The organism is Thalassotalea psychrophila, assembly GCF_031583595.1.
GTDB lineage: Bacteria > Pseudomonadota > Gammaproteobacteria > Enterobacterales > Alteromonadaceae > Thalassotalea_A > Thalassotalea_A psychrophila.
This window is the reverse complement of the sequence record NZ_CP134145.1, coordinates 4,336,773-4,360,323: the sequence shown is the minus strand read 5'-3', so window position 1 is coordinate 4,360,323 and position 23,551 is coordinate 4,336,773. Positions and strand designations below refer to the sequence as shown.

General features: G+C 40.8%; 16 protein-coding genes. 10 read left to right on the top strand and 6 right to left on the bottom strand.

The genetic code is table 11. From position 1 onward, the window contains the following. The first annotated feature begins 44 nt into the window (after nucleotides 1–44). From RGQ13_RS18135 to RGQ13_RS18120, 4 genes are all read left to right on the top strand, one after another. On the top strand, nucleotides 45–2,069 hold the full coding sequence (locus RGQ13_RS18135; RefSeq protein ID WP_348391135.1) for an NADPH-dependent 2,4-dienoyl-CoA reductase: 2,025 nt from the start codon (nucleotides 45–47) through the stop codon (nucleotides 2,067–2,069). Between the two features lie 39 nt (nucleotides 2,070–2,108). Further along, a complete protein-coding gene (locus tag RGQ13_RS18130) occupies nucleotides 2,109–3,902 on the top strand; it encodes an acyl-CoA dehydrogenase C-terminal domain-containing protein (protein WP_348391134.1) in 1,794 nt (597 codons plus the stop codon). A gap of 184 nt (nucleotides 3,903–4,086) precedes the next feature. Next, entirely contained in the window at nucleotides 4,087–4,710 is a 624-nt protein-coding gene (locus RGQ13_RS18125; protein WP_348391133.1) for a TetR/AcrR family transcriptional regulator, read from the top strand. A 387-nt stretch (nucleotides 4,711–5,097) separates the two neighbouring features. Continuing rightward, nucleotides 5,098–5,886 (top strand): phytanoyl-CoA dioxygenase family protein, encoded by a 789-nt coding sequence (locus RGQ13_RS18120; protein ID WP_348391132.1) that lies wholly within the window; start codon nucleotides 5,098–5,100, stop codon nucleotides 5,884–5,886. A gap of 26 nt (nucleotides 5,887–5,912) precedes the next feature. Here RGQ13_RS18120 and RGQ13_RS18115 read toward each other — a convergent pair whose 3' ends face one another. Together RGQ13_RS18115 and RGQ13_RS18110 are read right to left on the bottom strand one after the other, a co-directional pair. Beyond that, the gene (locus RGQ13_RS18115) at nucleotides 5,913–6,326 is read right to left on the bottom strand and encodes an acyl-CoA thioesterase (RefSeq protein WP_348391131.1); all 414 of its coding nucleotides are present in this window, start codon (nucleotides 6,324–6,326) and stop codon (nucleotides 5,913–5,915) included. A 146-nt stretch (nucleotides 6,327–6,472) separates the two neighbouring features. Next, the gene (locus RGQ13_RS18110; protein ID WP_348391130.1) at nucleotides 6,473–7,390 is read right to left on the bottom strand and encodes a LysR family transcriptional regulator; all 918 of its coding nucleotides are present in this window, start codon (nucleotides 7,388–7,390) and stop codon (nucleotides 6,473–6,475) included. A 106-nt stretch (nucleotides 7,391–7,496) separates the two neighbouring features. Here RGQ13_RS18110 and RGQ13_RS18105 point away from each other — a divergent pair, with 106 nt between their 5' ends. The 5 genes from RGQ13_RS18105 to RGQ13_RS18085 all read left to right on the top strand — a co-directional run bounded on the left by RGQ13_RS18105 (nucleotide 7,497) and on the right by RGQ13_RS18085 (nucleotide 15,138). After that, nucleotides 7,497–8,843, top strand: coding sequence for an aspartate aminotransferase family protein (locus RGQ13_RS18105; RefSeq protein ID WP_348391129.1), 1,347 nt, complete (start codon nucleotides 7,497–7,499; stop codon nucleotides 8,841–8,843). Nucleotides 8,844–8,919: 76 nt separating this feature from the next. Then, on the top strand, nucleotides 8,920–10,410 hold the full coding sequence (locus RGQ13_RS18100; RefSeq protein ID WP_348391128.1) for a CoA-acylating methylmalonate-semialdehyde dehydrogenase: 1,491 nt from the start codon (nucleotides 8,920–8,922) through the stop codon (nucleotides 10,408–10,410). Nucleotides 10,411–10,419: 9 nt separating this feature from the next. Beyond that, the gene (locus RGQ13_RS18095) at nucleotides 10,420–11,115 is read left to right on the top strand and encodes a cupin domain-containing protein (RefSeq protein WP_348391127.1); all 696 of its coding nucleotides are present in this window, start codon (nucleotides 10,420–10,422) and stop codon (nucleotides 11,113–11,115) included. A 68-nt stretch (nucleotides 11,116–11,183) separates the two neighbouring features. Further along, nucleotides 11,184–12,593 carry an NAD(P)/FAD-dependent oxidoreductase gene (locus tag RGQ13_RS18090; protein ID WP_348391126.1) on the top strand — a complete coding sequence of 470 codons (1,410 nt, stop codon included), beginning with the start codon at nucleotides 11,184–11,186 and terminating at the stop codon, nucleotides 12,591–12,593. A gap of 97 nt (nucleotides 12,594–12,690) precedes the next feature. Continuing rightward, nucleotides 12,691–15,138, top strand: a complete 2,448-nt coding sequence (locus RGQ13_RS18085; protein ID WP_348391125.1) for a GcvT family protein — start codon at nucleotides 12,691–12,693, stop codon at nucleotides 15,136–15,138. Between the two features lie 600 nt (nucleotides 15,139–15,738). Here RGQ13_RS18085 and RGQ13_RS18080 read toward each other — a convergent pair. The 3 genes from RGQ13_RS18080 to RGQ13_RS18070 all read right to left on the bottom strand — a co-directional run bounded on the left by RGQ13_RS18080 (nucleotide 15,739) and on the right by RGQ13_RS18070 (nucleotide 20,799). Further along, nucleotides 15,739–17,652: an FAD-dependent oxidoreductase gene (locus RGQ13_RS18080; protein WP_348391124.1), complete on the bottom strand. Its 1,914-nt coding sequence runs from the start codon at nucleotides 17,650–17,652 to the stop codon at nucleotides 15,739–15,741. A 178-nt stretch (nucleotides 17,653–17,830) separates the two neighbouring features. Continuing rightward, complete coding sequence (locus RGQ13_RS18075; protein ID WP_348391123.1) at nucleotides 17,831–19,249, bottom strand: aldehyde dehydrogenase family protein; 1,419 nt, start codon at nucleotides 19,247–19,249, stop codon at nucleotides 17,831–17,833. Between the two features lie 170 nt (nucleotides 19,250–19,419). Continuing rightward, nucleotides 19,420–20,799: an aspartate aminotransferase family protein gene (locus RGQ13_RS18070; protein WP_348391122.1), complete on the bottom strand. Its 1,380-nt coding sequence runs from the start codon at nucleotides 20,797–20,799 to the stop codon at nucleotides 19,420–19,422. A 610-nt stretch (nucleotides 20,800–21,409) separates the two neighbouring features. Here RGQ13_RS18070 and RGQ13_RS18065 point away from each other — a divergent pair. After that, nucleotides 21,410–21,958 (top strand): nuclear transport factor 2 family protein, encoded by a 549-nt coding sequence (locus RGQ13_RS18065; RefSeq protein ID WP_348391121.1) that lies wholly within the window; start codon nucleotides 21,410–21,412, stop codon nucleotides 21,956–21,958. Between the two features lie 222 nt (nucleotides 21,959–22,180). On the opposite strand, the gene RGQ13_RS18060 is transcribed toward RGQ13_RS18065, so the two are convergent. After that, complete coding sequence (locus RGQ13_RS18060; protein ID WP_348391120.1) at nucleotides 22,181–23,530, bottom strand: MATE family efflux transporter; 1,350 nt, start codon at nucleotides 23,528–23,530, stop codon at nucleotides 22,181–22,183. Between the last annotated feature and the right edge of the window lie 21 nt (nucleotides 23,531–23,551).

Sequence of the window (23,551 nt, the reverse complement as noted above, 5' to 3'; positions counted from 1 at the left end):
GCGGTTCAAGTTAACATTCATGATCATTATAAAGAGAAACAGCTATGTCGAAACAGCACTTTTCAAAATTATTAACGCCACTTGATTTAGGTTTTACCACGTTAAAAAACCGTGTGTTAATGGGGTCTATGCATACCGGCCTAGAAGAGCACCCTGATGGTACTAGACGCATGGCGGCATTTTTTGGTGAGCGTGCCAAAGGCGGCTGTGGCTTAATTGTTACCGGTGGTTTTGGTCCAACTAAACGTGGCGCCACCCATCCACATACCAAAATGATTGAATCGGCAGAAGATATCGCTAAGCACAGAGTGATTACTGATGAAGTACATAAATATGACAGTAAAATTTGCATGCAAATATTGCATACCGGTCGTTACGCATATAATAAAAGCCCAATTGCACCTTCCGCTATTCAGGCGCCTATTAATCCTTGTAAGCCAGAAGCTGCCACTGAAGAAATGATAGAAGAAGAAATCACCGGTTTCGTTAATTTGGCACTAAAAGCACAAGCAGCAAATTATGACGGCGTGGAAGTAATGGCGTCTGAAGGCTATTTCATTAATCAGTTTACGGCGTTAAGAACTAATGAACGTGACGATGACTGGGGCGGAAATTATGAAAACCGTATTAAGTTAGGTGTTGAAATTGTTCGCCGTATTCGCGCTGCGGTGGGAAAAAAATTCATCATTATCTTCCGTTTATCAATGATGGACTTAGTGGAAGGTGGTAGTAGTTTTGATGAGGTCGTGCAATTTGGGCAAGCGGTCGAAAAAGCTGGAGCAACCATCATTAATACTGGTATTGGTTGGCATGAAGCACGTATACCAACAATTCAAACCAAGGTACCTCGTGCTGCTTTTACTTGGGTAACCGCGAAATACAAAGCACATTTTAGCATTCCAGTTATTACTTCTAATCGAATTAACACACCGGAAAAAGCGGAAGAAGTGTTACAAAATGGTGATGCCGATATGGTGTCAATGGCTCGTCCATTTTTAGCTGACGCCGAATTTATAAAAAAATCTGCTGAAGGACGCAGTGATGAAATCAATACCTGTATTGGTTGTAATCAAGCTTGTCTCGATCATGTTTTTTCGGGAAAAATGTCCAGTTGTCTGGTAAATCCTCGCGCCTGTTTTGAAACTGAAATTAATATAATACCAACAAAGAAAATTAAAAACATTGCCATTATTGGAGCAGGTCCTGCTGGGTTATCAGCGGCTACGGCTTTAGCTGAGTCAGGTCATACAGTGACATTATTTGATGGCGCGAGTGAAATTGGCGGTCAATTCAATATTGCTAAGCAAGTCCCGGGTAAAGAAGAATTTAATGAAACACTTCGTTATTACAGTCGTCAACTTGAATTGGCTGGGGTGCAGATTAAATTAAACACCAGAGTTTCGACTACAGATCTTAATAACAGCGACTTTGATGAAGTGGTTGTTGCAACAGGTATAAGCCCACGTACTCCAAGCATTCTGGGCATCGAACATCCAAAAGTATTAAATTACTTAGACGTGTTAAAACACAAAAAGTTTGTCGGTAGTAAAGTCGCGGTTATTGGTGCCGGCGGGATAGGTTTTGATGTTTCTGAATATTTAGTGCATTCAGGTGAAGGCTCTAGTCAGAATATAGCCGCTTTTATGAAAGAGTGGGGGGTTGATATGACCCTGCAAGCACGTGCTGGAGTTGAAGGTGTGAAAGCAGAAGTGCCACTTCCTGCACGAGATGTTTATTTATTACAAAGAAAAAGCGCTAAGGTTGGTTCAGATCTTGGTAAGTCAACTGGTTGGATCCACCGCACAGGGCTTAAAAACAAACAAGTTAAAATGCTTTCCTCTTGTGAGTATCACAAAATTGATGATGCTGGACTTCATTTATCTATTAATGGCGAACCGCATCTATTAGATGTTGATAATGTCATTATTTGTGCAGGCCAAGAGCCACAAAGAGAATTAATAACCGGGTTGATTAAACCTTATCATTTAATTGGTGGTGCAGATGTTGCAGCTGAACTTGATGCCAAGCGCGCGATAAAGCAAGGCCTTGTCCTTGCCACACAACTATAAATATTTACTCCTCAAATATAATCATAAGGAATCAAAATTATGCCAGATTATAAAACACCCTTGCGTGACATAAAATTTGTGATGCAAGAGTTGTTGAATTGTGAAGAACACTATCAACGTTTAGGTTACCAAGATGCCACGCCTGATATGCTCGACGCTATCTTGGCGGAAGCGGCAAAATTTTCTGAGCAAGTTATCGCACCCATCAATAAGTCGGGTGATCAAGAAGGCTGTACCTGGAAAGACGGCGAAGTGACGACACCTTCAGGCTTTAAAGGTGCATACCAACAATATGTTGATGCAGGGTGGCCAACGCTTTCCCATAACGTTGAATTTGGCGGACAAGGTTTACCGCACTCATTGAATACGCATATAGGCGAAATGCTTTCAGCGGCAAATAATAGTTTTTCTATATACGCAGGGTTGAGCCATGGGGCATCAGCAACCATTGAAGCGCACGGAACTGCAGTACAGAAAACCATGTTTATGCCTAAATTAGTTGAAGGTACGTGGACTGGGACTATGTGCTTAACCGAGCCTCATTGTGGTACCGATTTAGGTCTGCTTAGAACAAAAGCCGAATTAAATGAAAATGGCAGTTATGCTATTACCGGCACAAAAATATTTATTTCAGGTGGTGAGCATGATTTATCTGAAAACATTATACATATAGTTATCGCCCGTATTCCTGGCTCACCTGAAGGCACCCGAGGCATCTCTTTATTTGCCGTACCTAAATTTAATGTGACCGAATCAGGTGAAATAGCTGATCGCAATAGCTTAATTTGTGGTTCTATCGAACATAAAATGGGCATACACGCAAATTCAACCTGTGTGATGAATTTTGATGGTGCAAAGGGCTATTTAATTGGTAAGGTAAATAAGGGGCTAAATTGTATGTTTACCTTTATGAATGCTGCGCGTTTAGCTGTATCTAATGAAGGTGTAGCCTCAGCTGACGCTTCCTTTCAAGGTGCATTAACTTACGCAAAAGACCGTTTGCAAATGCGCGCTATTTCAGGCGTCAAAAACCCTGATGGACCTGCTGATGCAATCATCGTTCATCCTGATGTACGTCGTATGTTGTTGACACAAAAATCAATCGCAGAGGGCGGCCGCGCACTAGTTGGTTACTTAGCGCAATTGGTAGACAGCAGTTATGCAGAAACCGACCCTGAACTAAAAGTGCAGGCAGAAAATAAACTTGCCTTGCTAACTCCTATTGGAAAAGCTTTTCTTACTGAACTTGGTTTTGAAGCAACAAGTCATGGCGTACAAATATTTGGCGGGCATGGTTTTATACAAGAATGGGGTATGGAGCAATTAATGCGTGATGCTCGCATCAGCATGCTTTATGAGGGGACGACAGGTATACAAGCTCTTGATTTACTAGCCCGTAAAATTTTAGGCAGTCAAGGCGAAATCATGAAACCATTCATAAGTGAAATGGTGACATTCTGCCAACAAAACTCTTCGCTAGAAGCTATGAAACCCTTTATTACGCCTATCATGGAATACTCTGAAGAATGGCAGTTACTTACACAAAGTGTTGGTAAGAAAGCAATCAAAAATCCAGATGAAATTGGTGCCGCATCAGTCGATTATTTAATGTATTCAGGCTATATCGTGTTGGCTTACTTTTGGGCAAAAATGGCGAAAGTTGCACTAACCAATATCGCGGCCGGTTCAGATGACAGCTTCTATCAAGCTAAGCTGAAAACCGCACATTTTTATTTTGATCGCATGCTACCGCGAGCAAAAGGACATGCCGCATGTATTAATACAGGTGGTAAAAGTATGATGGCGCTTAACGAAGAAGAGTTTGTTTTTTAGTTGAAGCCATAATATTAAGGTGACATTTACAAACCACTCAGCATAAAATTGCACCCAGTAAAGACATATTTCTTGTCTATATTGGGTGCAATTATGCTTGTAAAAAACACTTATTTCATGACATTGTCAAGATATGTGGTTTCGCAAATAGACAATTAGATCATTCATTGTTAAATTCACACCTATGAAAGATAATCCTGAAAAATTAAAATATCATCATGGCGATTTACGCAGTACGTTACTGGTAACCGCAAGTGAAATGCTTAAAGAAAATGGTATAGAAGAAATTACTTTACGTAAAATTGCTGCTCGTGTTGGAGTTTCCAGAGCTGCACCCTATCATCATTTTAAAGATAAAAATTCTTTGCTTTGCGGTATCGCTGAAGTTGGCTATAAACAACTGTATAAAATTACTAAAACTAACTTTAACAACACTGATACTTCTATGAAGGAAAAGTTTTCTCTCTATGTGCATCAGTACGTTAGTTTTGCTAAAAATAACCCTGAGTTATATGAGTTAATGTTTGGCCGTACCATTTGGATGCAAAAAAACAGTACTCAAGAATTAAAAGATGTCGCTTATCCTTGCTTTCAGTTTCAGCTTGAAATGATCAATGAATGGCAAAAAATAAAATTACTAAACAGTAGCAATAATGATAAACACGATGCCTTACGTATGTCTCAAGTACTCTGGGGAACAATTCATGGCATCGCTAAATTATTAATTGATGGTATTTATACCGACATCAGCCACATTGAAGAAATATGCGATAAGGCAGTAGACATTTTTTTAGCTGATTCCAATTAATTAATGAGTGTACTTTGTTGTTAGTCCTATTCTTTTATACTAGCGAAGCTGTTTTATTAAAATACACATAAAATAGCAACGGCCTAGCATCACCACCAAAGTGCCCGCGGCAATTTGGGTGTGAACATTATGTTTTATCCGAGCCAATCGGCCAATAACATCAAACTTGCACCTACCAATGCCGCTACTAATTACTGTTGCGGTATTTCTTGTGCTTATAAAAGGTAAACGCCGTAATTATCAATGCTGATATGCGACATTAATTGTGTCAGTTGCTTTAGATTACATTCTGATACTTTAAATGTAGGTATTTGTTAAGTAAATTAGGCACCTAAATCAATTTAGGATATTCTCAAGTGATGTGTATAACAATAAAGGCACCTGATAATGCAGACATTCAACACATCAGAGAAAAAGAGCGAAATTGTCCAGGCTCTACTTAAGGACGGCGGTGTTATCGTTAAAGACCAGGCATCTGATGAAATTGTTGAGAATGTCAAAACCGAATTGAGCTCAGCCTTTGAACGAGAAGGCCATTTATTTGAGAACGATTTTAATGGCTATAAAACCCTCCGGCTCAGTGGTGTACTGGCTTTATCGCGAACTGCTTCGGAACTTATTGCTCACCCGCTAGTTATAGACGTTGCAGATAACATACTAAAACGCCACTGCGAGTGTTATCGGATAGGCAGCTCTACCGCGATTAAAATTCAACCAGGTGAAGCCGAACAGGTGCTTCACCGCGATGATGATTTTTACCCCATTCGTATTCCTGATGTTGAGTTCCAGATTGCCGCAATGTGGGCATTGGATGATTTTACCTTGTACAATGGTGCCACTCGTGTAGTGCCGGGTAGCCAGGACCTTCGTGATAGTAGCAATGTAAAAGCCTCTGATATTACTCAGGCGGTGATGGCAAAAGGCTCCGTGTTTCTTTATCTAGGCTCTACCTTACATGGTGGTGGCGCCAATAAAACCCGAGCGCCTCGCTCTGGGTTAATCACTACTTATAGTCTTGGCTGGCTGCGACAGGAAGAAAATCAATATTTAACGATTCCTCGCGAAACAGTCAACAGTTACCCCGAGAAAATACGGCGCTTAATGGGCTACCAAAGCCACGGTGACTATCTTGGTGTTTACCCGGATGATCCTGATGGGAATTGGTTCGAGTCTTAAGTTGGCAACTATTGCATAATTTTTATTTAGTTGTGTTCAAACGACTGAATAAAATGGACGTGAAGTTTCTGTTTAAAAATACTGGTTATTGGCTGCGGTTTTTTCTTTAAATAATCATAATGAACCATCACCGCTGTACCCGAAACGTATTTAACGTTGTCTTGCCAAGCTTCTTGATAAACATCTAACGAAGTGTTTCCAATACGCTTAACATAGGTTTTAATTTCAACATCTTTACCAAATTTTAACGGGATGTGAAAATCGAGAGTCATATTTGCCAAAATCAAATTCCACTGCTGTAAATTCAGTGATTGATCAGGATTAAATAGTTTAAAAATTGGGTTTCTTGCAGCTTCAAACCATTGAGGGAGAACCGTATTGTTGATATGGCCAAGTGCATCAGTTTCACCCACACGTGGCTTTATGATTTCGTAAAACATGTTATTCCCTTTGAAATTCTAGCTTATTATTGTGCAAATAATGACGGAAAGATTTGCGATAAATATAGCTTTACAGTACACCTATTGAATTTAATCTTCAATAACACTCTTCGGTAATCAAGCTACTAAATTTTAGTGGAAAACATTTATAGCTTATTTAGCTCTTCAATATATGCCTCAAGGATCAAATTACTGCGAGCACCTTTACGCGTTATCACTGAAAAATTCGTATCAAAACCTCTTTGTTGTGAATCTATTGCTCGTAGTTTGTCCTGATTGACCCAGCGTTGAGCAAAATGAGTAGGCAGAAAGCCAAGAAAACGTCCGGTTAATATTAAAAAAGCAATCCCTTCTCGGTCACTCGACGTTGCAGCAGCCTTCAGCATGGTTTGTTGTTGTTTTATTTCAGCCTGCTGTGGGTAATTAGGTACAACCGCATCATATTTGTTTAATGCTTCATCACTAATAAGATGTAGATCCTGATTAAACAAAGGGTGCTTGTCACTGCAATAAAGCAATGACTTTTCTTTATAAAGAGGCTGATAACTTAAGCCTGGTAATGTGCGTAAGTCTGGCACAACACCAAGGTGCAACTGACCATCAAGGATTGCAGATTCAATGTCATGCGGCGGGATCATTCGAATATTTATAATTACTTCTGGTGCGCGGTGCTTTAATGCACTTAACGCCTGAGTAATACGCATTTGCTCAATGGTTACCAGGTTATCAGTAATACCAATATTAAAATCACCGACCAAATCGGTATTAATGGCATTTATTTGTGACTTGAAGGTTTCTAAACTTCCTAGTAGTTGCAGAGTTGACTGATATACATGGCTGCCTTGTTCGGTGATTGAAAATCCCGAGCGACCACGATTACATAGTTTCATATTTAACAATGATTCCAATTCAGAAATCGCTAAGCTAATCGCGGGTCTACTGATATTAAGTTCTACTTCGGCGGCAGCAAAGCCACCACTTTCGATCACAACTTTAAATATCCGCAACAATCTAATGTGCGGATCTCCTAGCTGGCGTGGCAATAAGTTTTTAGTTTTGCTCATTATAGTTAACCATTTACTTAACCTAGCATTAAAAATGTTGAATTTAATAAACTATCAATATGAGGATAATAAAGTCAATAGATGATGAAATTCGTTGAGGCGACTTATGGATAATAAAACTAACGACTTAGCATATGCTGGCTTGAGCCAAGATCAGCTAGATGCACACTGGATGCCGTTTACTGGTAATCGCCAGTTCAAGCAAGACCCAAGGATAATTGTTGGCGCCGAGGGTAATTACTACACTGACGCTTTTGGCAGAAAAATTTTTGATGGCCTTTCAGGTTTATGGACCTGTGGTGCAGGTCATGCACGAGCTGAAATCGTCGAAGCGGTCAGTAAGCAAGTAAAACAATTGGATTATTCACCTGCGTTTCAATTTGGTCACCCAAAATCTTTTGAGCTTGCCCATCGAATAACTGAACTTACCCCTGCAGGCCTTAACCGGGTATTTTTTACCGGCTCGGGCTCTGAATCGGTTGAAACTGCTCTCAAAATGGCGAGAGGATATTGGCGTAAAAAAGGCATGGCGAGTAAAACTCGTTTTATTGGTCGTAGTAAAGGCTATCACGGCGTAAACTTTGGTGGGATTAGTGTTGGTGGAATTGGCCCTAATAGAGCAATTTACGGTCAGGGGATTGAAGCTGGGCATATAGGCCATACTATGTTGGCTGATAACAAGTTTACTAAAGGAATGCCCAGCCATGGTGCGCATTTAGCTGATGAACTTATCGAGCAAATTGCGCTATATGACGCATCTAATATTGCTGCGGTAATTGTTGAACCTCTTGCCGGATCAGCAGGCGTTATTCCGCCTCCAAAAGGTTACCTAAAACGCTTGAGAGAAATATGTGACAAACATAATATTTTGTTAATTTTTGATGAAGTAATTACCGCATTTGGCCGTATGGGTGCCAATACTGGCGCAGAAGAATTTGGTGTTGTACCAGATCTGATGACCGTAGCCAAACAGCTTACTAATGGTGTAGTTCCTATGGGGGCTGTTATTGCCAAGCAAGAAATATATGACACTTTCATGGAAACAGGAGGGCCCGATTATATGCTTGAACTACCACACGGCTATACCTACTCGGCTCATCCTGTTGCTTGTGCAGCAGGTCTGGCTTCATTAGACATTTTGGCAAAAGATGATCTACCCGGCAGAGTAAAATCGATGGCGGGTGAGTTTGAACAAGCATTGCACAGTCTAGCAGACACAAAACATGTGACTGATATCCGTAATTACGGGTTTGCTGGCGGCTTAACTATTGCTGCCATTGATGGTCAACCGGCCAAGCGTCCTTATGAAATAGCAATGACGATGTGGCAGAAGGGTTTTTACGTAAGGTACGGCGGCGATACTATACAATTGGGTCTGCCATTTACCACCGAAAGTTTTGAAATTGACAGTTTAATAAATGCCCTTGGCGATTCATTAAACGAAACCGAGTAAAGCTCGATTATAAAGAATAATTCTAGCGCTTCTTGCAGGAGCGATTTTAAAATAATTTACCAACTAAGGAATAAACATGAGCATTGTAGGCCACTTAATTAACGGCGAACTAGTCGCGGATAATAACCGAACTCAAGATGTATTTAACCCGGCAACAGGTGTTGCCGAAAAGCAGGTTGCCCTAGCCTCAAAACAAACAGTTGAACAAGCAATTGCCGCAGCACAAGCTGCATTTCCAGAGTGGCGAGACACTCCGGTGATTAAACGTGCTCGAGTAATGTTTAAATTCAAGGAGTTGCTAGAGCAAAATGTTGATCAAATCGCCAAACTTATTGGTCAAGAGCATGGCAAAATAAGCCATGATGCCGCCGGTGAAATACAACGTGGTATTGAAAATGTAGAATTTGCCTGTGGTGCACCTGAATTACTAAAAGGTGAGCATAGTCGCAACGTTGGGCCAAATATTGATTCTTGGAGCGAGTTTCAACCGTTAGGTGTTGTTGCTGGTATCACCCCATTTAACTTTCCGGCAATGGTCCCTATGTGGATGTTCCCGCTAGCGATTGTTTGTGGTAACTGTTTTGTATTAAAACCGTCTGAGCGTGATCCTAGCTCTACCTTATTTATTGCGCAATTGCTTAAAGAAGCGGGTTTGCCAGACGGCGTAATGAATGTGGTTAATGGTGACAAAGAAGCCGTTGATGTGTTGTTATCTGATCAGCGTATTAAAGCGGTAAGTTTTGTTGGCTCAACACCTATCGCTGAATATATCTATGCAACAGCAAATGCCAATGGCAAACGCTGTCAGGCGTTAGGCGGTGCAAAAAACCACGCCATTGTTATGCCTGATGCCGATATGGATAATGCAGTAAACCAACTACTTGGTGCCGCTTTTGGTTCATCTGGTGAACGATGTATGGCACTTTCTGTTGCTGTTGCTGTTGGCGATAAAGCCGCAGACACTCTGGTTGAAAAAATGAGTACCGCGATGCAAGGTTTAAGCGTTGGCGCTTATGACACACCAAGCAATGACTTTGGTCCGGTAATTACTTGCCAACATAAAGATAAAGTAGTGGGTTACATTAACAGCGCTGAGCAACAAGGGGCAAACATTGTTGTTGATGGTCGAGAGCCTAATGTAGAGGGTTATGATAACGGATTTTTTGTTGGTGCTACTCTCATCGACAGTGTTACCCCTGAAATGGAGAGCTACAAAGCTGAAATCTTTGGCCCGGTATTGCAAGTTGTACGAGTGAAAACTATGGACGAAGCAATGAAGTTAATTAATGATCACGAATACGGCAATGGCACCTGTATCTTTACTCGCGATGGCGAAGCGGCGCGTTACTTCTCAGATCATATTCAAGTTGGTATGGTAGGTATTAATGTGCCACTACCAGTACCTGTTGCCTACCATAGTTTCGGGGGATGGAAGCGTTCTTTGTTTGGTGATTTACATGCCTACGGACCTGATGGCGTTCGTTTTTATACTAAACGTAAAACTATCACCCAACGTTGGCCGTCAAGTGGCGTACGCGAAGGTGTAAGTTTCTCTTTTCCAAGTTAAGATTAACCCATGACCGATAACAAAATAATATTGTTAAGCTCTAACCCGCAAGGGTTTAGAGCAAATGAGGACGAGCTTGAACAAGCAATGTTTGAGTCAGAACTTCCTGTCCAGCACACCTTTAGTTATTATGATAATGACGACTTGGGGCTGTACGTCGGGCTTTGGGATACCACTGCAATGATAGAAGCTGCTGGCCCTTATGCCTGCGATGAGTTTATGGTTATTCTTGAAGGTAAGGTTGATATAAAAAATTGCAAAACTGGCGCTGTTGAAACCGTAACGGCAGGAGAGTCATTTGTTATACCAAAAGGTTATGACTGCCAATGGCATCAACAAGATTATTTGCGCAAGTTTTATGTGATCTCAGAACACCCAAGTGAAGTTATCCCAGAGCAGGCTGTAGTAGATTCGATAGTTAAGTTTGAGCCTTCAACCGATGCTGAAAATGTTATTCATTATCAAGATAGTAAAAATAGGTTCATTGCTGGCACAAAGCATTATAAAAGCATAGAACAAGATTTTGCAGCTGTGCCTAACCATAGTTTTATCTATTTACAGTGCGGTGAGCTTAAACTTGAAGACCAGGAAGGGGCTTGTTATCACTTTAAAGCGGGCGATGCTTTCTTTATTCCAAAAGGTGTCGTTTGTAAATGGCTGGCAACTGAGACTACTGTTCAACAATATGTTGAAGTAAAGTCATAATCTAGATCACCTTGCCATTTAATGATCATAAATTTAAAACAAAATAACGCTAAAATTGAGAACTATTTATGCAAGCACATTTAAAAGCGCTGAAAGATTCAAAATATTGCCCATTATGGCATGATCCGGCCGTGATGCCTGAAACATTGCCGGCTATTTCTGCTGATGAAGAATGCGAATTATTAGTCGTTGGTGGTGGATTTACAGGCCTTTGGGCGGCGCTGCAAGTAAAAGAACGAGAGCCTGAAACTGATATTATATTAATTGAAAAAACCTTTGTTGGTGATGGCGCGTCTGGCCGTTGTGGTGGTTTCTTAGATTCAAGTTTAGCCCATGGTGAAACTAATACAGATCACCATTTCCCGGGTGAAGCAGAGCGTTTGTATGAACTAGGCCAACAAAATATGGCCGAGTTAATCGCCACATTTGAACGTTACAACATTGATGCCCGTTATGAAAAAGTAGGCTCAACTGAAGTGGCAACAAATGAAGCTGGCGTAGCTGATTTACACGACCAATATGAGCAAGAAAAAGCCGCTGGCGACGATGTAATTTGGTTTGATCAACAAGGTATGCAGCAACAGGTAAATTCACCTACATATTTAGCTGGATTATGGCGCCGTGACGGTTTAGATGGTGTTGTCGACCCAGGAAGAGTTTGTTGGGGCTTGAAAAAAGTACTGTTAAAGCTCGGTGTTCGCATTTATGAAAATACACCTTTGCAGGACATCGCTACTTTAGGCTCAAATAAGATGCAAGCTAGTGCCAACGGGCACACCATAAAAAGTGCCAAGGTTTTAATGGCAACTAATGCTTATAAAAATCCTATCGACAAAGTAAACAAACCAACCATTCCTGTTTGGGATTATCAAATAGCAACAGAGCCTTTAACCGATGAACAACTTGCATCAATTGGCTGGGGTGAGTCTCGGTTTGCCCTAGGTAATCATGCCAATATGTTTCATTACTATCGAATGACCAAAGATAATCGAATTACCTGGGGTGGTGGTGGTGCGGTTAGCTATTATTTCAATAAAGGTACTGGCCAAAACCATGCCGATATTCCAGAGCGATATGAGCAGCTTTCGAAAGAATTTTTTGAAACCTTCCCACAACTTGCAGGGGTGAAATTTTCTCATCGTTGGGGCGGTATTATTGCCACATCAACCCGTTTTTGTATGGTACCAGGCTCTGCTTATAATGGCCGCGTGGCTTGGTCGGTAGGCTATACAGGCTTAGGTGTTGGTGCATCTCGTTTCGGCGCTCGTATCGGTATTGAGCTGTTAGGGTACCAGCCTACTGATATCCTCGATATGCAATTTGTGAAGAAAAAACCAATGCCTTGGGCGCCTGAGCCATTTCGTTGGCTTGGCGTACGACTTACTCAACAAGCATTAATAAAGGCCGATAAAAACAACGGAAAAAGGGGCTGGTGGCTAAAACTTCTAGATAAATTAAATTTAGGTTTTACCTGCTAAGTCATTGAGCTTTCAATATACCCCAATAGAGTAGTAGGCAGAGTTTTTTTCGACGTGTAATGTATCGATATATCAGTTAGTTTGAGTTGAAATACATATGAATAAGCAACTTCCCAAAAAAGCTCGTGTTGTCATTGTTGGCGGCGGTGTTATCGGTTGTTCTATCGCCTACCATTTAACAAAAATTGGTTGGCAAGATGTTGTGCTACTGGAGCGCAAACAATTAACCTGTGGCACAACATGGCATGCCGCGGGTTTGGTTGGCCAGCTTCGTAACTCATTAAATATGACCAAACTGGCCAAGTATACCTCTGAGCTTTACCGCGAACTAGAAATTGAAACAGGACAATCAACTGGCTATAAACAAACCGGTTCAATTTCAATTGCTACCAATAGCGAGCGCTTTGAAGAATTAAAAAGAAACGCCTCAATGGCAAAAGTGTTCGATATGCAGGTAGATACCGTCACTAGGGCTGAAATTGAACGTATGTATCCATTGGTTAATACCGAAGATGTATTAGGCGGTATATATATTCCAACCGATGGTACAGCTAATGCCACCGACACCACGCAAGCGTTGGCAAAAGGTGCCCGTAATGGCGGCGCGCAAATATTTCAAAACGTTAAAGTAGAAAAAGTGATTCGTGATGGTGACCGACTCACAGGTGTAGAAACCGACCATGGTAAAATTGATGCCGATTTTGTCGTGATGTGTGCTGGCATGTGGACTAGAGAAATTGCAGCAACCATTGGCGTTAATGTGCCGTTACATGCCTGTGAGCACTACTATGTAGTATTTGATAATGTCACTGGTTTATCACGAGAGGTGCCTGTACTTCGCGATTACGATAGCTGTACTTACTTCAAAGAAGATGCCGGTAAATTATTAATGGGCGCATTTGAGCCTAAAGCAAAACCTTGGGGCATGAATGGCATTCGCGAGGATTTTTGTTTTGATGAACTCCCTGGTAATTTCGAACATTTTGAACCATTAATGCTATCTGCGATGCACCGTATTCCTGCGCTGGAAAATGCCGGCATTCAAACCTTTTTCTGTGGTCCAGAAAGCTTTACTCCAGATGTTCGTTATCACATTGGTCAGGCGCCTAATGTAAGTAACTGTTTTGTTGCCGCAGGTCTTAATTCTATTGGCCTGCAATCAGCAGGAGGTATTGGAAAAGTGGTTGCAGAATGGATGAAAAATTCTAAACCACCGGCGGATTTATGGGAAGTAGATATTAAGCGCAACTTGCCATTTCAGCGTAACCGAAAATATTTGCATGACAGAGTAAGTGAGAGCTTAGGTTTATTGTATGCAACGCACTGGCCATTTAGACAGTTTGAAACTGCCCGTGGTGTGCGCAAATCTCCAATTTATGACCGGCTTGTAGCCAAAGGCGCCTGTCATGGTTCGGCGTTTGGTTGGGAAAGGCCTAACTGGTATGCACCCGAAGGTGTAAAGGCCGAATATGAATACAGTTATGGCAGACAAAATTGGTTTGAACATTCCGCCGCCGAGCATAAAGCCGTACGTGAAAATGTTGCGCTGTTTGATCAAATGTCTTTTGCTAAGTTTAGGGTGCAAGGAATCGATGCCGAAAGCTTTTTAAATCGCATTTGTGCCAACAACGTTTCAGTTAAACCTGGCCGCCTAGTTTATACCCAATGGTTAAATGAAGATGGTGGTATCGAAGCCGATTTAACCGTTACTCGAATCGCAAACGATGATTACTTAGTGGTAACCTCAGGCGAAACCGAAACTAAAGATTTTTATTGGTTGAAAAACCATTTGCCTGAAGATGCCAATTGTTACTTAACCAATGTCACATCAGGCATGGCTGTTATTTCTATCATGGGGCCCAACGCTCGTAACTTATTACAATCGATGACGCCAAATGATCTATCCAATGAAGCATTTCCTTTTGCTACAAGCCAAGAAGTTGAACTGGGCTATGCGTTTGTTCGCGCATCGCGTATTACCTTTGTTGGCGAGCTTGGTTGGGAGCTGTATATTCCAACCGAATTTGCGCAAAATGTCTACGATGAAATAATTAAGGCAGGCGAACCGTTTGGACTTGTTCATGCTGGTTACCACGCGCTTAATTCTCTACGTATCGAGAAAGGCTACCGCCATTGGGGCCACGATATAATGGATGAAGACACGCCAATTGAAGCTGGCTTAGGGTTTGCGGTTAAATATGACAAACCCGGTGGCTTTATCGGACGAGATGCGTTGTTAAAGCAGAAGCAAAGCACTTGCACCAAAAAGCTGGTTCAGTTTCTACTAGAAGACCCTGAACCGATGCTTTATCACAACGAACCTATTTATTGTAATGGCGAAATCAAAGGCTACGTGCGTTCTGGCATGTACGGACACACCCTTGGTGGTGCGGTAGCACTTGGTTATATTGAAGATCCTGCTGGGGTTGATAAAGAGTATATTGACAATGCTAAGTTTGAAATTGAAGTAGCAGGTGTTCGTTACAAAGCTAAAGCATCACTAAGACCAATGTATGACCCAACGATGGCAAAGATTAAGTGTTAAAGTTTCTACAAAGTCATCGATAGTTAAAACGCGTAACACATGTAAAAATAGAAAAATAACCGTATTCCCACCGTGCTTTTAGGTGGGATCTCCTCCAGTTTAAAAGTGGCTATGAACGGTAGTTTTGTGCCATTCAGAGACGATTAATTTGCAGATATCAGGTCAATAATCAGAAACAATTAACCACGTCATTGCGGCGAAGGCCGCAACCCCCTTTCGGATATAGCGTGCATTTAAAAGAATAATTTTCTGAACTTATTTTAAAAGCTTGTTTAGGGTTTCAATAGTTCTAAGTTATTTTTTTAGAACCTCACCATACGTAGGGAGGTTGCGGCCTGCGCCGCAATGACGGTGTGTTTTTTCTTAAATTGGATAGGACCGCTTTTCATTCTTCTCAGACATTAACCTTTTCAATAACTTAAGGTCAAGAGGATTAGAAAACAGCATATTATGATAAATAGCTTCAGCTATAAAAAGCACTATATATTAGAAGTATAGTGCTTTTTACTTTACCGAAACGTGAATTATTAGCTATAGCTATTCTGCTTCATTATTTTTAACAAAAACCACAAGGAAAACCTTTCTTCCTGCCAAATCAAGCTATTTCAGCTCATTGACGGCTCGCCATGCTTGATCTATGGCAATATTTGCATATGAGCTAGTCGCTGAATCGATATTAGCAATGGTTATTCGACCAAAAGGTTTACGCCCTATAATTGCTAAATCGGAGAGCTCCGGGTCAAACAGTGCTACACCTCCATGAGCATAACCGTGTGCCCAGCGATTAACGGTAATACTTTCCACGTCTCTGTCAAAATCAAACGAGTCAGTTGGCAGCATACCGGTTAAATGTTCTCTGATCTCTTGCTCATAATCTTCAAATTTTAGGTTGAGCATTTTGTACCTTCCTTGTTTGAATTGCTCAACGGGTGGATCGCCAACGGTACCGCCAAATGGACAACTCACCATTTGAATAACGCAGGGAGCTTCTGGTGATTTAGTATATTGATAGCCTCCCATGTTCACTGGGAAATCCATATAAACTACTTGGTGCATATTGCCGGGACACATAGCGATACCCATTCCAATGTCTTTAATCGCTTTCCAGTTCTTTAATCCTACAGAAGTATACATTAATGGTATCTTCACCAGCCGCTTCATTGCTGCCGCCTGTTCTTCCGGTAAGTCTGGCACTAGATGGGGGATCATCATATTGTAACAGGCCATAACAACCGCTTTTGATTTTACTCGGTAGGCTTTATCGTCATTGATATAGCTAACGGATACAGAGTTGGAATCTAAGGGATCGCCATCATGTTCAACATTTATTACGGTACTGTTGAGTCGTAGCCTAACTATGTTGCTGTCTTTATCTAATTGCTCATAGTTGAACTTAGACAGCAGTATTTCTTCGGCATTTTCACCTTTACCAACTTTAGGGATCATTTTTTTGACTAACATGCGGGCAATGGTAGAATTGCCATCAGGAAAGTGATGAATATACTGTTCTTCCCCGTACAAATTGCTATGTTTTTCTTGGTCTGCATCTAAGTTGTCTGCCGCCATAAAATCTTGCATCGCTGAAGGGGAGAAGCCAATGACTCCTGAGTCCATTGCTTCCTCAATAGAAAGTACATCCGTGCCAGCGCCATGATTATCGGCACATGAATTTCTCGCCATTTCAAGTACTGCAGGATCATCCACCCCCAAGGTGTTTTTCAGATAATCGAAGTATGAATGTGTAGCGATATATTCAGCGAGGTCATTTTTAGGAACGTCAATGGCATGCAAACCTCCCTTTAATATTCTAAGCAGTTGTGCCTTGCCTTTTTGACTTAGCGGCGCTTGTTCTGCTGCTTCTTCAACTGACAATTCTGATAGATCAATGCCCTCGATAAAATAAGGGTAATTACTATAAGGATGCATTACTACTTTATCCTCAGAAAATGTTTTCTTGTTAAAATAAGTTAGCGCTTTTAGGTTATGCTTTTTATAAAAATTGAAGTCGTAGGCGCTTTTAAAACGTTCTAAATCAATGCCCAAATCATCTAATAATTTTATAGATACATCGCTATAACTTTCTGGGTTTTGAATCGTTTGTGAGCCTCCAAAAGTTAAGCGAGTATCACCATCAACAGTATGTTCATTTCTTCTCGCGTGGCCACCAAAATCGTCATGATTTTCAAGTATTAATATTTTTTTATCAACGCCATGCTTTTGCTGGTAGAAGTATGCTGCCGATAAACCGCTAATTCCGCCACCGACAACAACAAGGTCATATTCTTCTTGTAATGCATTGGTTTCTCCCCAATCACTTTTATTCTGCCAAGCTTTTGCATGAGCATGAGTGTTTGACCCTTTATGGCTTCCTCTTAATCCTGTCAGTGCGGGAGGATAGTTGGCAGTTTCAGCGCTATCTATAATGGCATCGTTAGAGCATCCAAAAGGCAAAAGTGATGATCCAGCCAACACTAAAGAGCCATTAATAAAGTTTCTTCTTGTTATTTTACTCATTTCATAATCCTTACTTATTGAAGCTACTTTTAGCTATGGAGATTGCCTTGTTGGAAAAGGAATTGCTCTTGATGATTTTAAAAATCATATACTGAAGAGAGCAAAATTGATAGATAGGTAAAATCCCCCCTCTTTTTTATTTATGGGGGGATTCAAATTATTGTAGTGCAGAGTAAATTTAATACTGCATTGCTTTTAACTCACAGTATTCGTGCAATCCTTCCATACCAAACTCTCTGCCATTTCCAGATTCTTTATAGCCACCAAATGGTGCTTCATGATTGGCATCACCACCATTAATAGCACACTGACCAGCACGAATTCTTCTCGCGATTGCTGTGGCTTTGTTCTTATCGCCAGCCCATACTGACGCCGCCAAGCCATAAGGGGTATCATTGGCAATTTCTACCGCCTGATCAACAGATGAATATTTGATCATTACTAAAACAGGTCCAAAAACTTCTTCTTGAGCAATGACCATATCATTAGTGACATTAGAAAAAACGGTTGGTAACACATAGTGACCGGTTGTCATTCCTTCTGGCATTTCTGTTCCACCAGTAACCAAATTAGCACCTTGTGCAACAGCCTGGTCAATATAATCGAGGACGGTCTGTTTTTGACCTGCAGATGACATGGGGCCAACAAATACTTCGGGGTTATTGGGATCACCTACTAATAGAGCTTCAGTTTTAAACTTGGCTAATTCCACCGCCTTATCATAAACAGACTCATGCACGATCATTCTGGTCATCGCATTACAGGTCTGGCCGGTATTAACCATTACATCATTGATGCCAAAATCAACGGCAGCGTCCAAGTCGGCTTCTTCAGTAATGATAAACGGAGATTTACCGCCTAGTTCAAGACAAACTCTCTTTACCGCTGGAGCAGCTGCGTTAGTAACTTGTACACCTGCGGCTGTTGAGCCGGTGAAGGTCACCATATCAACATCAGGATGAGAACTTAGCGCCGTACCTATTTCACGCCCACTGCCGTGAACAATATTAAATACGCCAGCGGGCAATCCGACGGCATCACATATTTCTGCAAACATAAACAGATGGCTTGGAGTCTGGCTGGCAGCTTTTACCACCATGGTACAACCAGCAGCAATTGCAGGAGCAACTTTGCCAATCATTTGCCAGATTGGGTAATTCCATGGATTAATCATCGCGCAAACACCAATGGGTTCCTGAACAATTACTGAATTACCAATTTCTTTGCTTTCTTCCATATGTTTTGCTTTATCAGCATAGGATTCACAAATAATCGCCAATGGATCAACTTGGTATGCAGCAGCATGTTGAATTGGCATACCCAGCTCATCTACCACTGTTTGAGTTAAATCAGCATTTCGTCTTTCACCTTCGGCAGCTATTTTTCTCAAAAATTCAGCTCTTTCAGCTGCAGACGTTTGTGACCAGGAAGAAAATGCATTTTTAGCCGCACTGACTGCAGCATTAACATCTTCAGTATTGCCATAAGGTACTTTGGCTGATACTTCACCATTAGCAGGGTTAATTACCTCGTCTGTGCCATTCCCTATCGGTGCAACCCATTGGCCATTGATGTAGAATTTATCGTATATTCGCATTATATATCCTTTTGTATATTCTGCTATTACAAGCAATTACAGAGGCGAAAACTGTTCTGTTGATAGATTAATATTATCAATCGTTTCATTTGATCCAGATGGTCGCCACTGGTCTGCTTTATAATGTTTATTTTCATAAACTGCTGTTTAATAATTAATTTTATGTGTCGTTATAGTTTTGCAACTAGCTCTGCTGCTTCGGTGAGTACTTTGCGCAAAATTCGTGCTATTTCTCGCAATTCATCAGGGCCACAAATCAAAGGTGGAGATAATTGTATAACTGGCTCACCACGATCATCGGTACGACAAATAAGACCGTTTTCATATAATTTTGGAGATAAGAAGTTAAATAAGATATCTTTTGCTTCATCTTCATTTAGTGCTTCTTTTGTTGCTTTGTTTTTAACAATTTCAATTCCCCAAAAATAGCCGGCCCCACGGACATCACCAATAATTGGGATATCATATAAACTCTCTAAAAGCTCTCGAAATAAGCCTTCATTGCGCTGAACATTACCAAGAACATCTTCTTTTTCAAAGATATCTAAGTTAGCCATGGCAGCAGCACACGCGCCTGGATGACCAGCAAAGGTAATACCATGCATGAAATACTTATCAGGTTTAAGGAAAGGTTCCATTAAGTAATCTCGGCAAATCATTGCCCCCATAGGGGAATAGCCAGAAGTGATCCCTTTAGCACAGGTAATAATGTCGGGTAAATAATCAAATTTTTCACAGCCAAACATATGCCCTAAACGGCCAAATGCGCAGATGACTTCATCTGAAACCAGCATAATGCCGTATTTATCACAGATTTTCCGCACTTCTTGAAAGTAACCATCAGGCGGAACAATACAACCACCTGAATTTTGCACCGGCTCTAAAAAGACCGCAGCAACCGTATCAGGACCTTCAATTATGATTGCTCGTTCAATTTCATGAGCACATCTTTTACCGAATTCTTCACTACTCATACCATCGGTCATTAAATGACTGTGATAAGCATCGGTATTCTCTACCTTATAGGTTCCGGGTACTAAGGGTTCGAAAACATTTTTTATATCGGTTAAGCCATTGATAGACAATGCTCCCATGGTAGTTCCATGGTAGGCAAGGTTGCGAGAAATTACTTTAAAACGGCGATGTTCGCCAATCTCAGTATAGTACTGTCTAACTAGCTTCCATGCCGACTCCACCGCTTCTGAGCCGCCAGAAGTAAAGAATACGCGATTCAAATCACCTGGGGCGAGTTCTGCAAGACGGGCTGCTAATTCTATTGCAGGTTGGTGAGCATTATTCCAAATAGGAAAGTAAGCAAGTTTTTCACTTTGTTTTGCCATCGCGTCAGCAATTGTTTTTCGGCCATGACCTACTTGTGAAACAAACAGGCCAGCTAAACCATCTAGATATTTATTACCCTGAATATCATAAACGTAAGCTCCTTCGCCATGGCTCATAATTGGCACGTCGTGCTCTTGATAATAACCCATACTACTAAAATGCATCCAAAGATGCTTACGCGCAAGTTCTTGCAGTTTTTCGTTATTCATATAACTATCCATCAACATTATTGTTATCACTGCACGCAGTATTACAAATAACTTTCGATCCCCATATACCCCTATAGTGTGTACTTAGAATTTATTGAATGTTGGTTTTATGGCAATTTTTGGCTCTATTAGTGTTAAGGATTGTTAGTTAACTAATTTCTCATTGGAGACTGTATCAGAAATGAAAAACCAGACCTCAAAGGGTCTGGTTTGTGCCATTTATAGTGAATCCTGACCTTCTAAAAAGTGCCACTTGCAGCTATACGATATTAGAAAAAATACAATGTCATCCCATCGTGCTTTTGAGGCTATTCTCCAGTTTTGAGGTGACTTGAACGAGTATTTTGTGCTAATTAAAACCATTCAATAAATCCAGTCACCAATAACCACAATTTATGTCTGGTTATTTTACACTTTCTTGCCTGCAGGATCACGGCTTTATTATATCAACATGAAAAAACTAGACTTTTTTAAATGGTATGAAATTTGCTATTCATCTAAATAAATTACTTGCCTAAGTGTAAAACGTGCTCATCGCACAAAATATCCGGCAACTAGGTAGTTAGACCTTATAGGATATATATTTCAATTTATTATCAGGAGAATTGCAATGTCACATTTAAAGTTTTGGTCAAAAGGATATGTAGGAATTAAGATACTCTTTTTGCTAGCCGGTCTTTCATCTACAAACCTAGTTGCAGCTAATTCTGTAATTGACCAAACTTATCCACAAGCTCAAGCAGAGGTCTTAGAAGTTTTTGGGGCCATTGCAGAAAGTATAAGGTACGGAGCAGGAGGTGGGTATGACGGTGAATATATGGATCAACTTATCTCATTTCATGCCTATGGAGACAAGTTTGTTGAATTCAATGGAGGACAGTCTTTCGATAGTGCGGGTAATGAAGCTAATGAACGTCAGTTATTTGGTGAAGATATAAATGAAGTTATACAATTTGCCGCTATAGAGGGGACTTTGAAAGTTGCCGTTTACTATGGAAATGTAGCTAATTTAACTTTTACCTCAGATTTTATATTGGACCATAAAGAATATGGCGAAATTACGGTCAATAACCTAATTACTTTATTATTTGTTAAAACAAAAGGTAAATGGAAAATGGTTCACGAACATCATTCTCCAGTATATGTACCATCCCTTTAGTCAGGATAGATGAACGCGACAACTCGTTTGAAAAGCACCGGTACAGATAAATCTATACACCACACAATAGGAATTAGGTGGGAGATATGATTGCAGATATTTTATCTGATGAATATCTCCACTCTTATTATGCTCACAACTGAACACTTTAACGGTAGATGACATAAAATAAAGATCTACAATTAACTCTATTAGAGCCCAACTTTTCATCCTCAAATGTGCTCAACCAATCACCGATGTTCTTTTATATAGGCGAGTGCATAACAAACAGCCACCAATAGAAATACCGCTGAAAATGCCCACCCAAAAACCATAAACTCCGAAATTAGTGCCCCACAATTGAGTTGCTCCTAAACTGTAACCTAGCGGGAAACCGATGAGCCAATACGAGGTAACTTGGATAACCATTGGAATTTTTGTATCTTCGAAGCCTCTTAATGACTGTGCTGCCCATATTTGCAGAACGTCAATCAGTAGATAAATTGGTGCAAACAACATTATCGCGGTTGATATAGTGGCAATACTGATGTCTTGGGTAAATAGATACGGCAAATGATCACGAAATACAAAAACCAACCCGCCAACAACAATGCCAAACGACGCAACTAATTGCACACCTGCTTTAATGTATTTTAATACCGACTTAGTGTCTGAACGGCCAATACCTTTGGCAATATAAATTGCTGTAGCTTGTCCAATTCCTAGGCCAAACATAAGCACTAAAGATACAATTTGAATGGTAATTTGGTGAGCGCCCAAAGGCGTGGTACCAAGTGGTGCAATTAACAATGCTGAAAAACTGAAAAAGCCTTCTTCAGCTAATATTGCAAAGCAAATAGGCAAGCCAAGGGCCAAAATAGCACGCCAGCGTGAAAATATTATTCGTGGCCAAGTTGAATATATTTTATAGGTTCGGATAATTTTGTGTCTGGCAGTATAGATAATGCCAGAAAGCCCCCATAACCAATAAATTATGGTGGTTGTCCACGCACAGCCAACACCACCAAGGGCTGGGAAACCAAATTTTCCAAACACAAAAATATAATCAAAAATTAGATTCAGCAGGGCAGCAATTAAACTTGAAATCACAATAAAGCGCATTAGGCCGTGACCTTCAAGCAAACCAAAAATAACCCAGCAAATACCGCTAATAGGTAAAGAGTACGCGATAATTTCACCATAGCCCTGAGCAATATGAGTAACGTCAGCACTGGCACCCAAGTAGGGGATAAACGGAATAGCGGCTAACATTATTAACAATGCAACCAGGCCTATAAAACCTGCCAGCAATAATGCTTGCTGAGTTTCAGTGGTAATTTCATGGTGTGCGCCAGCCCCATAAAACCTGGCGATGCGAGGCGTAACGGCTAAAATAATGCCATACATAGCCATTTCAATCACCAACCATATATTGCCGCCAATGGCCAAGCCCGCCAAATCTTCAGCACTAGCTTGCCCTGCCATGATGGTATCGATAACTTCCATACCTATCATAGCAACATTAGAAATAATCAGCGGTATGGCTAAGCTTAAGATTTTTTTAAAATCAACATACCAAACTTTGTCACGCATTTTTTACCTTGGCAGAGCTCT

Bases quoted from the DNA above. Each gene is read 5' to 3' on its own strand.
- RGQ13_RS18135 (WP_348391135.1), top strand. From the start codon at position 45: ATGTCGAAACAGCACTTTTCAAAATTATTAACGCCACTTGATTTAGGT.
- RGQ13_RS18130 (WP_348391134.1), top strand. From the start codon at position 2,109: ATGCCAGATTATAAAACACCCTTGCGTGACATAAAATTTGTGATGCAA.
- RGQ13_RS18125 (WP_348391133.1), top strand. From the start codon at position 4,087: ATGAAAGATAATCCTGAAAAATTAAAATATCATCATGGCGATTTACGC.
- RGQ13_RS18120 (WP_348391132.1), top strand. From the start codon at position 5,098: ATGCAGACATTCAACACATCAGAGAAAAAGAGCGAAATTGTCCAGGCT.
- RGQ13_RS18115 (WP_348391131.1), bottom strand. From the start codon at position 6,326: ATGTTTTACGAAATCATAAAGCCACGTGTGGGTGAAACTGATGCACTT.
- RGQ13_RS18110 (WP_348391130.1), bottom strand. From the start codon at position 7,390: ATGAGCAAAACTAAAAACTTATTGCCACGCCAGCTAGGAGATCCGCAC.
- RGQ13_RS18105 (WP_348391129.1), top strand. From the start codon at position 7,497: ATGGATAATAAAACTAACGACTTAGCATATGCTGGCTTGAGCCAAGAT.
- RGQ13_RS18100 (WP_348391128.1), top strand. From the start codon at position 8,920: ATGAGCATTGTAGGCCACTTAATTAACGGCGAACTAGTCGCGGATAAT.
- RGQ13_RS18095 (WP_348391127.1), top strand. From the start codon at position 10,420: ATGACCGATAACAAAATAATATTGTTAAGCTCTAACCCGCAAGGGTTT.
- RGQ13_RS18090 (WP_348391126.1), top strand. From the start codon at position 11,184: ATGCAAGCACATTTAAAAGCGCTGAAAGATTCAAAATATTGCCCATTA.
- RGQ13_RS18085 (WP_348391125.1), top strand. From the start codon at position 12,691: ATGAATAAGCAACTTCCCAAAAAAGCTCGTGTTGTCATTGTTGGCGGC.
- RGQ13_RS18080 (WP_348391124.1), bottom strand. From the start codon at position 17,652: ATGAGTAAAATAACAAGAAGAAACTTTATTAATGGCTCTTTAGTGTTG.
- RGQ13_RS18075 (WP_348391123.1), bottom strand. From the start codon at position 19,249: ATGCGAATATACGATAAATTCTACATCAATGGCCAATGGGTTGCACCG.
- RGQ13_RS18070 (WP_348391122.1), bottom strand. From the start codon at position 20,799: ATGAATAACGAAAAACTGCAAGAACTTGCGCGTAAGCATCTTTGGATG.
- RGQ13_RS18065 (WP_348391121.1), top strand. From the start codon at position 21,410: ATGTCACATTTAAAGTTTTGGTCAAAAGGATATGTAGGAATTAAGATA.
- RGQ13_RS18060 (WP_348391120.1), bottom strand. From the start codon at position 23,530: ATGCGTGACAAAGTTTGGTATGTTGATTTTAAAAAAATCTTAAGCTTA.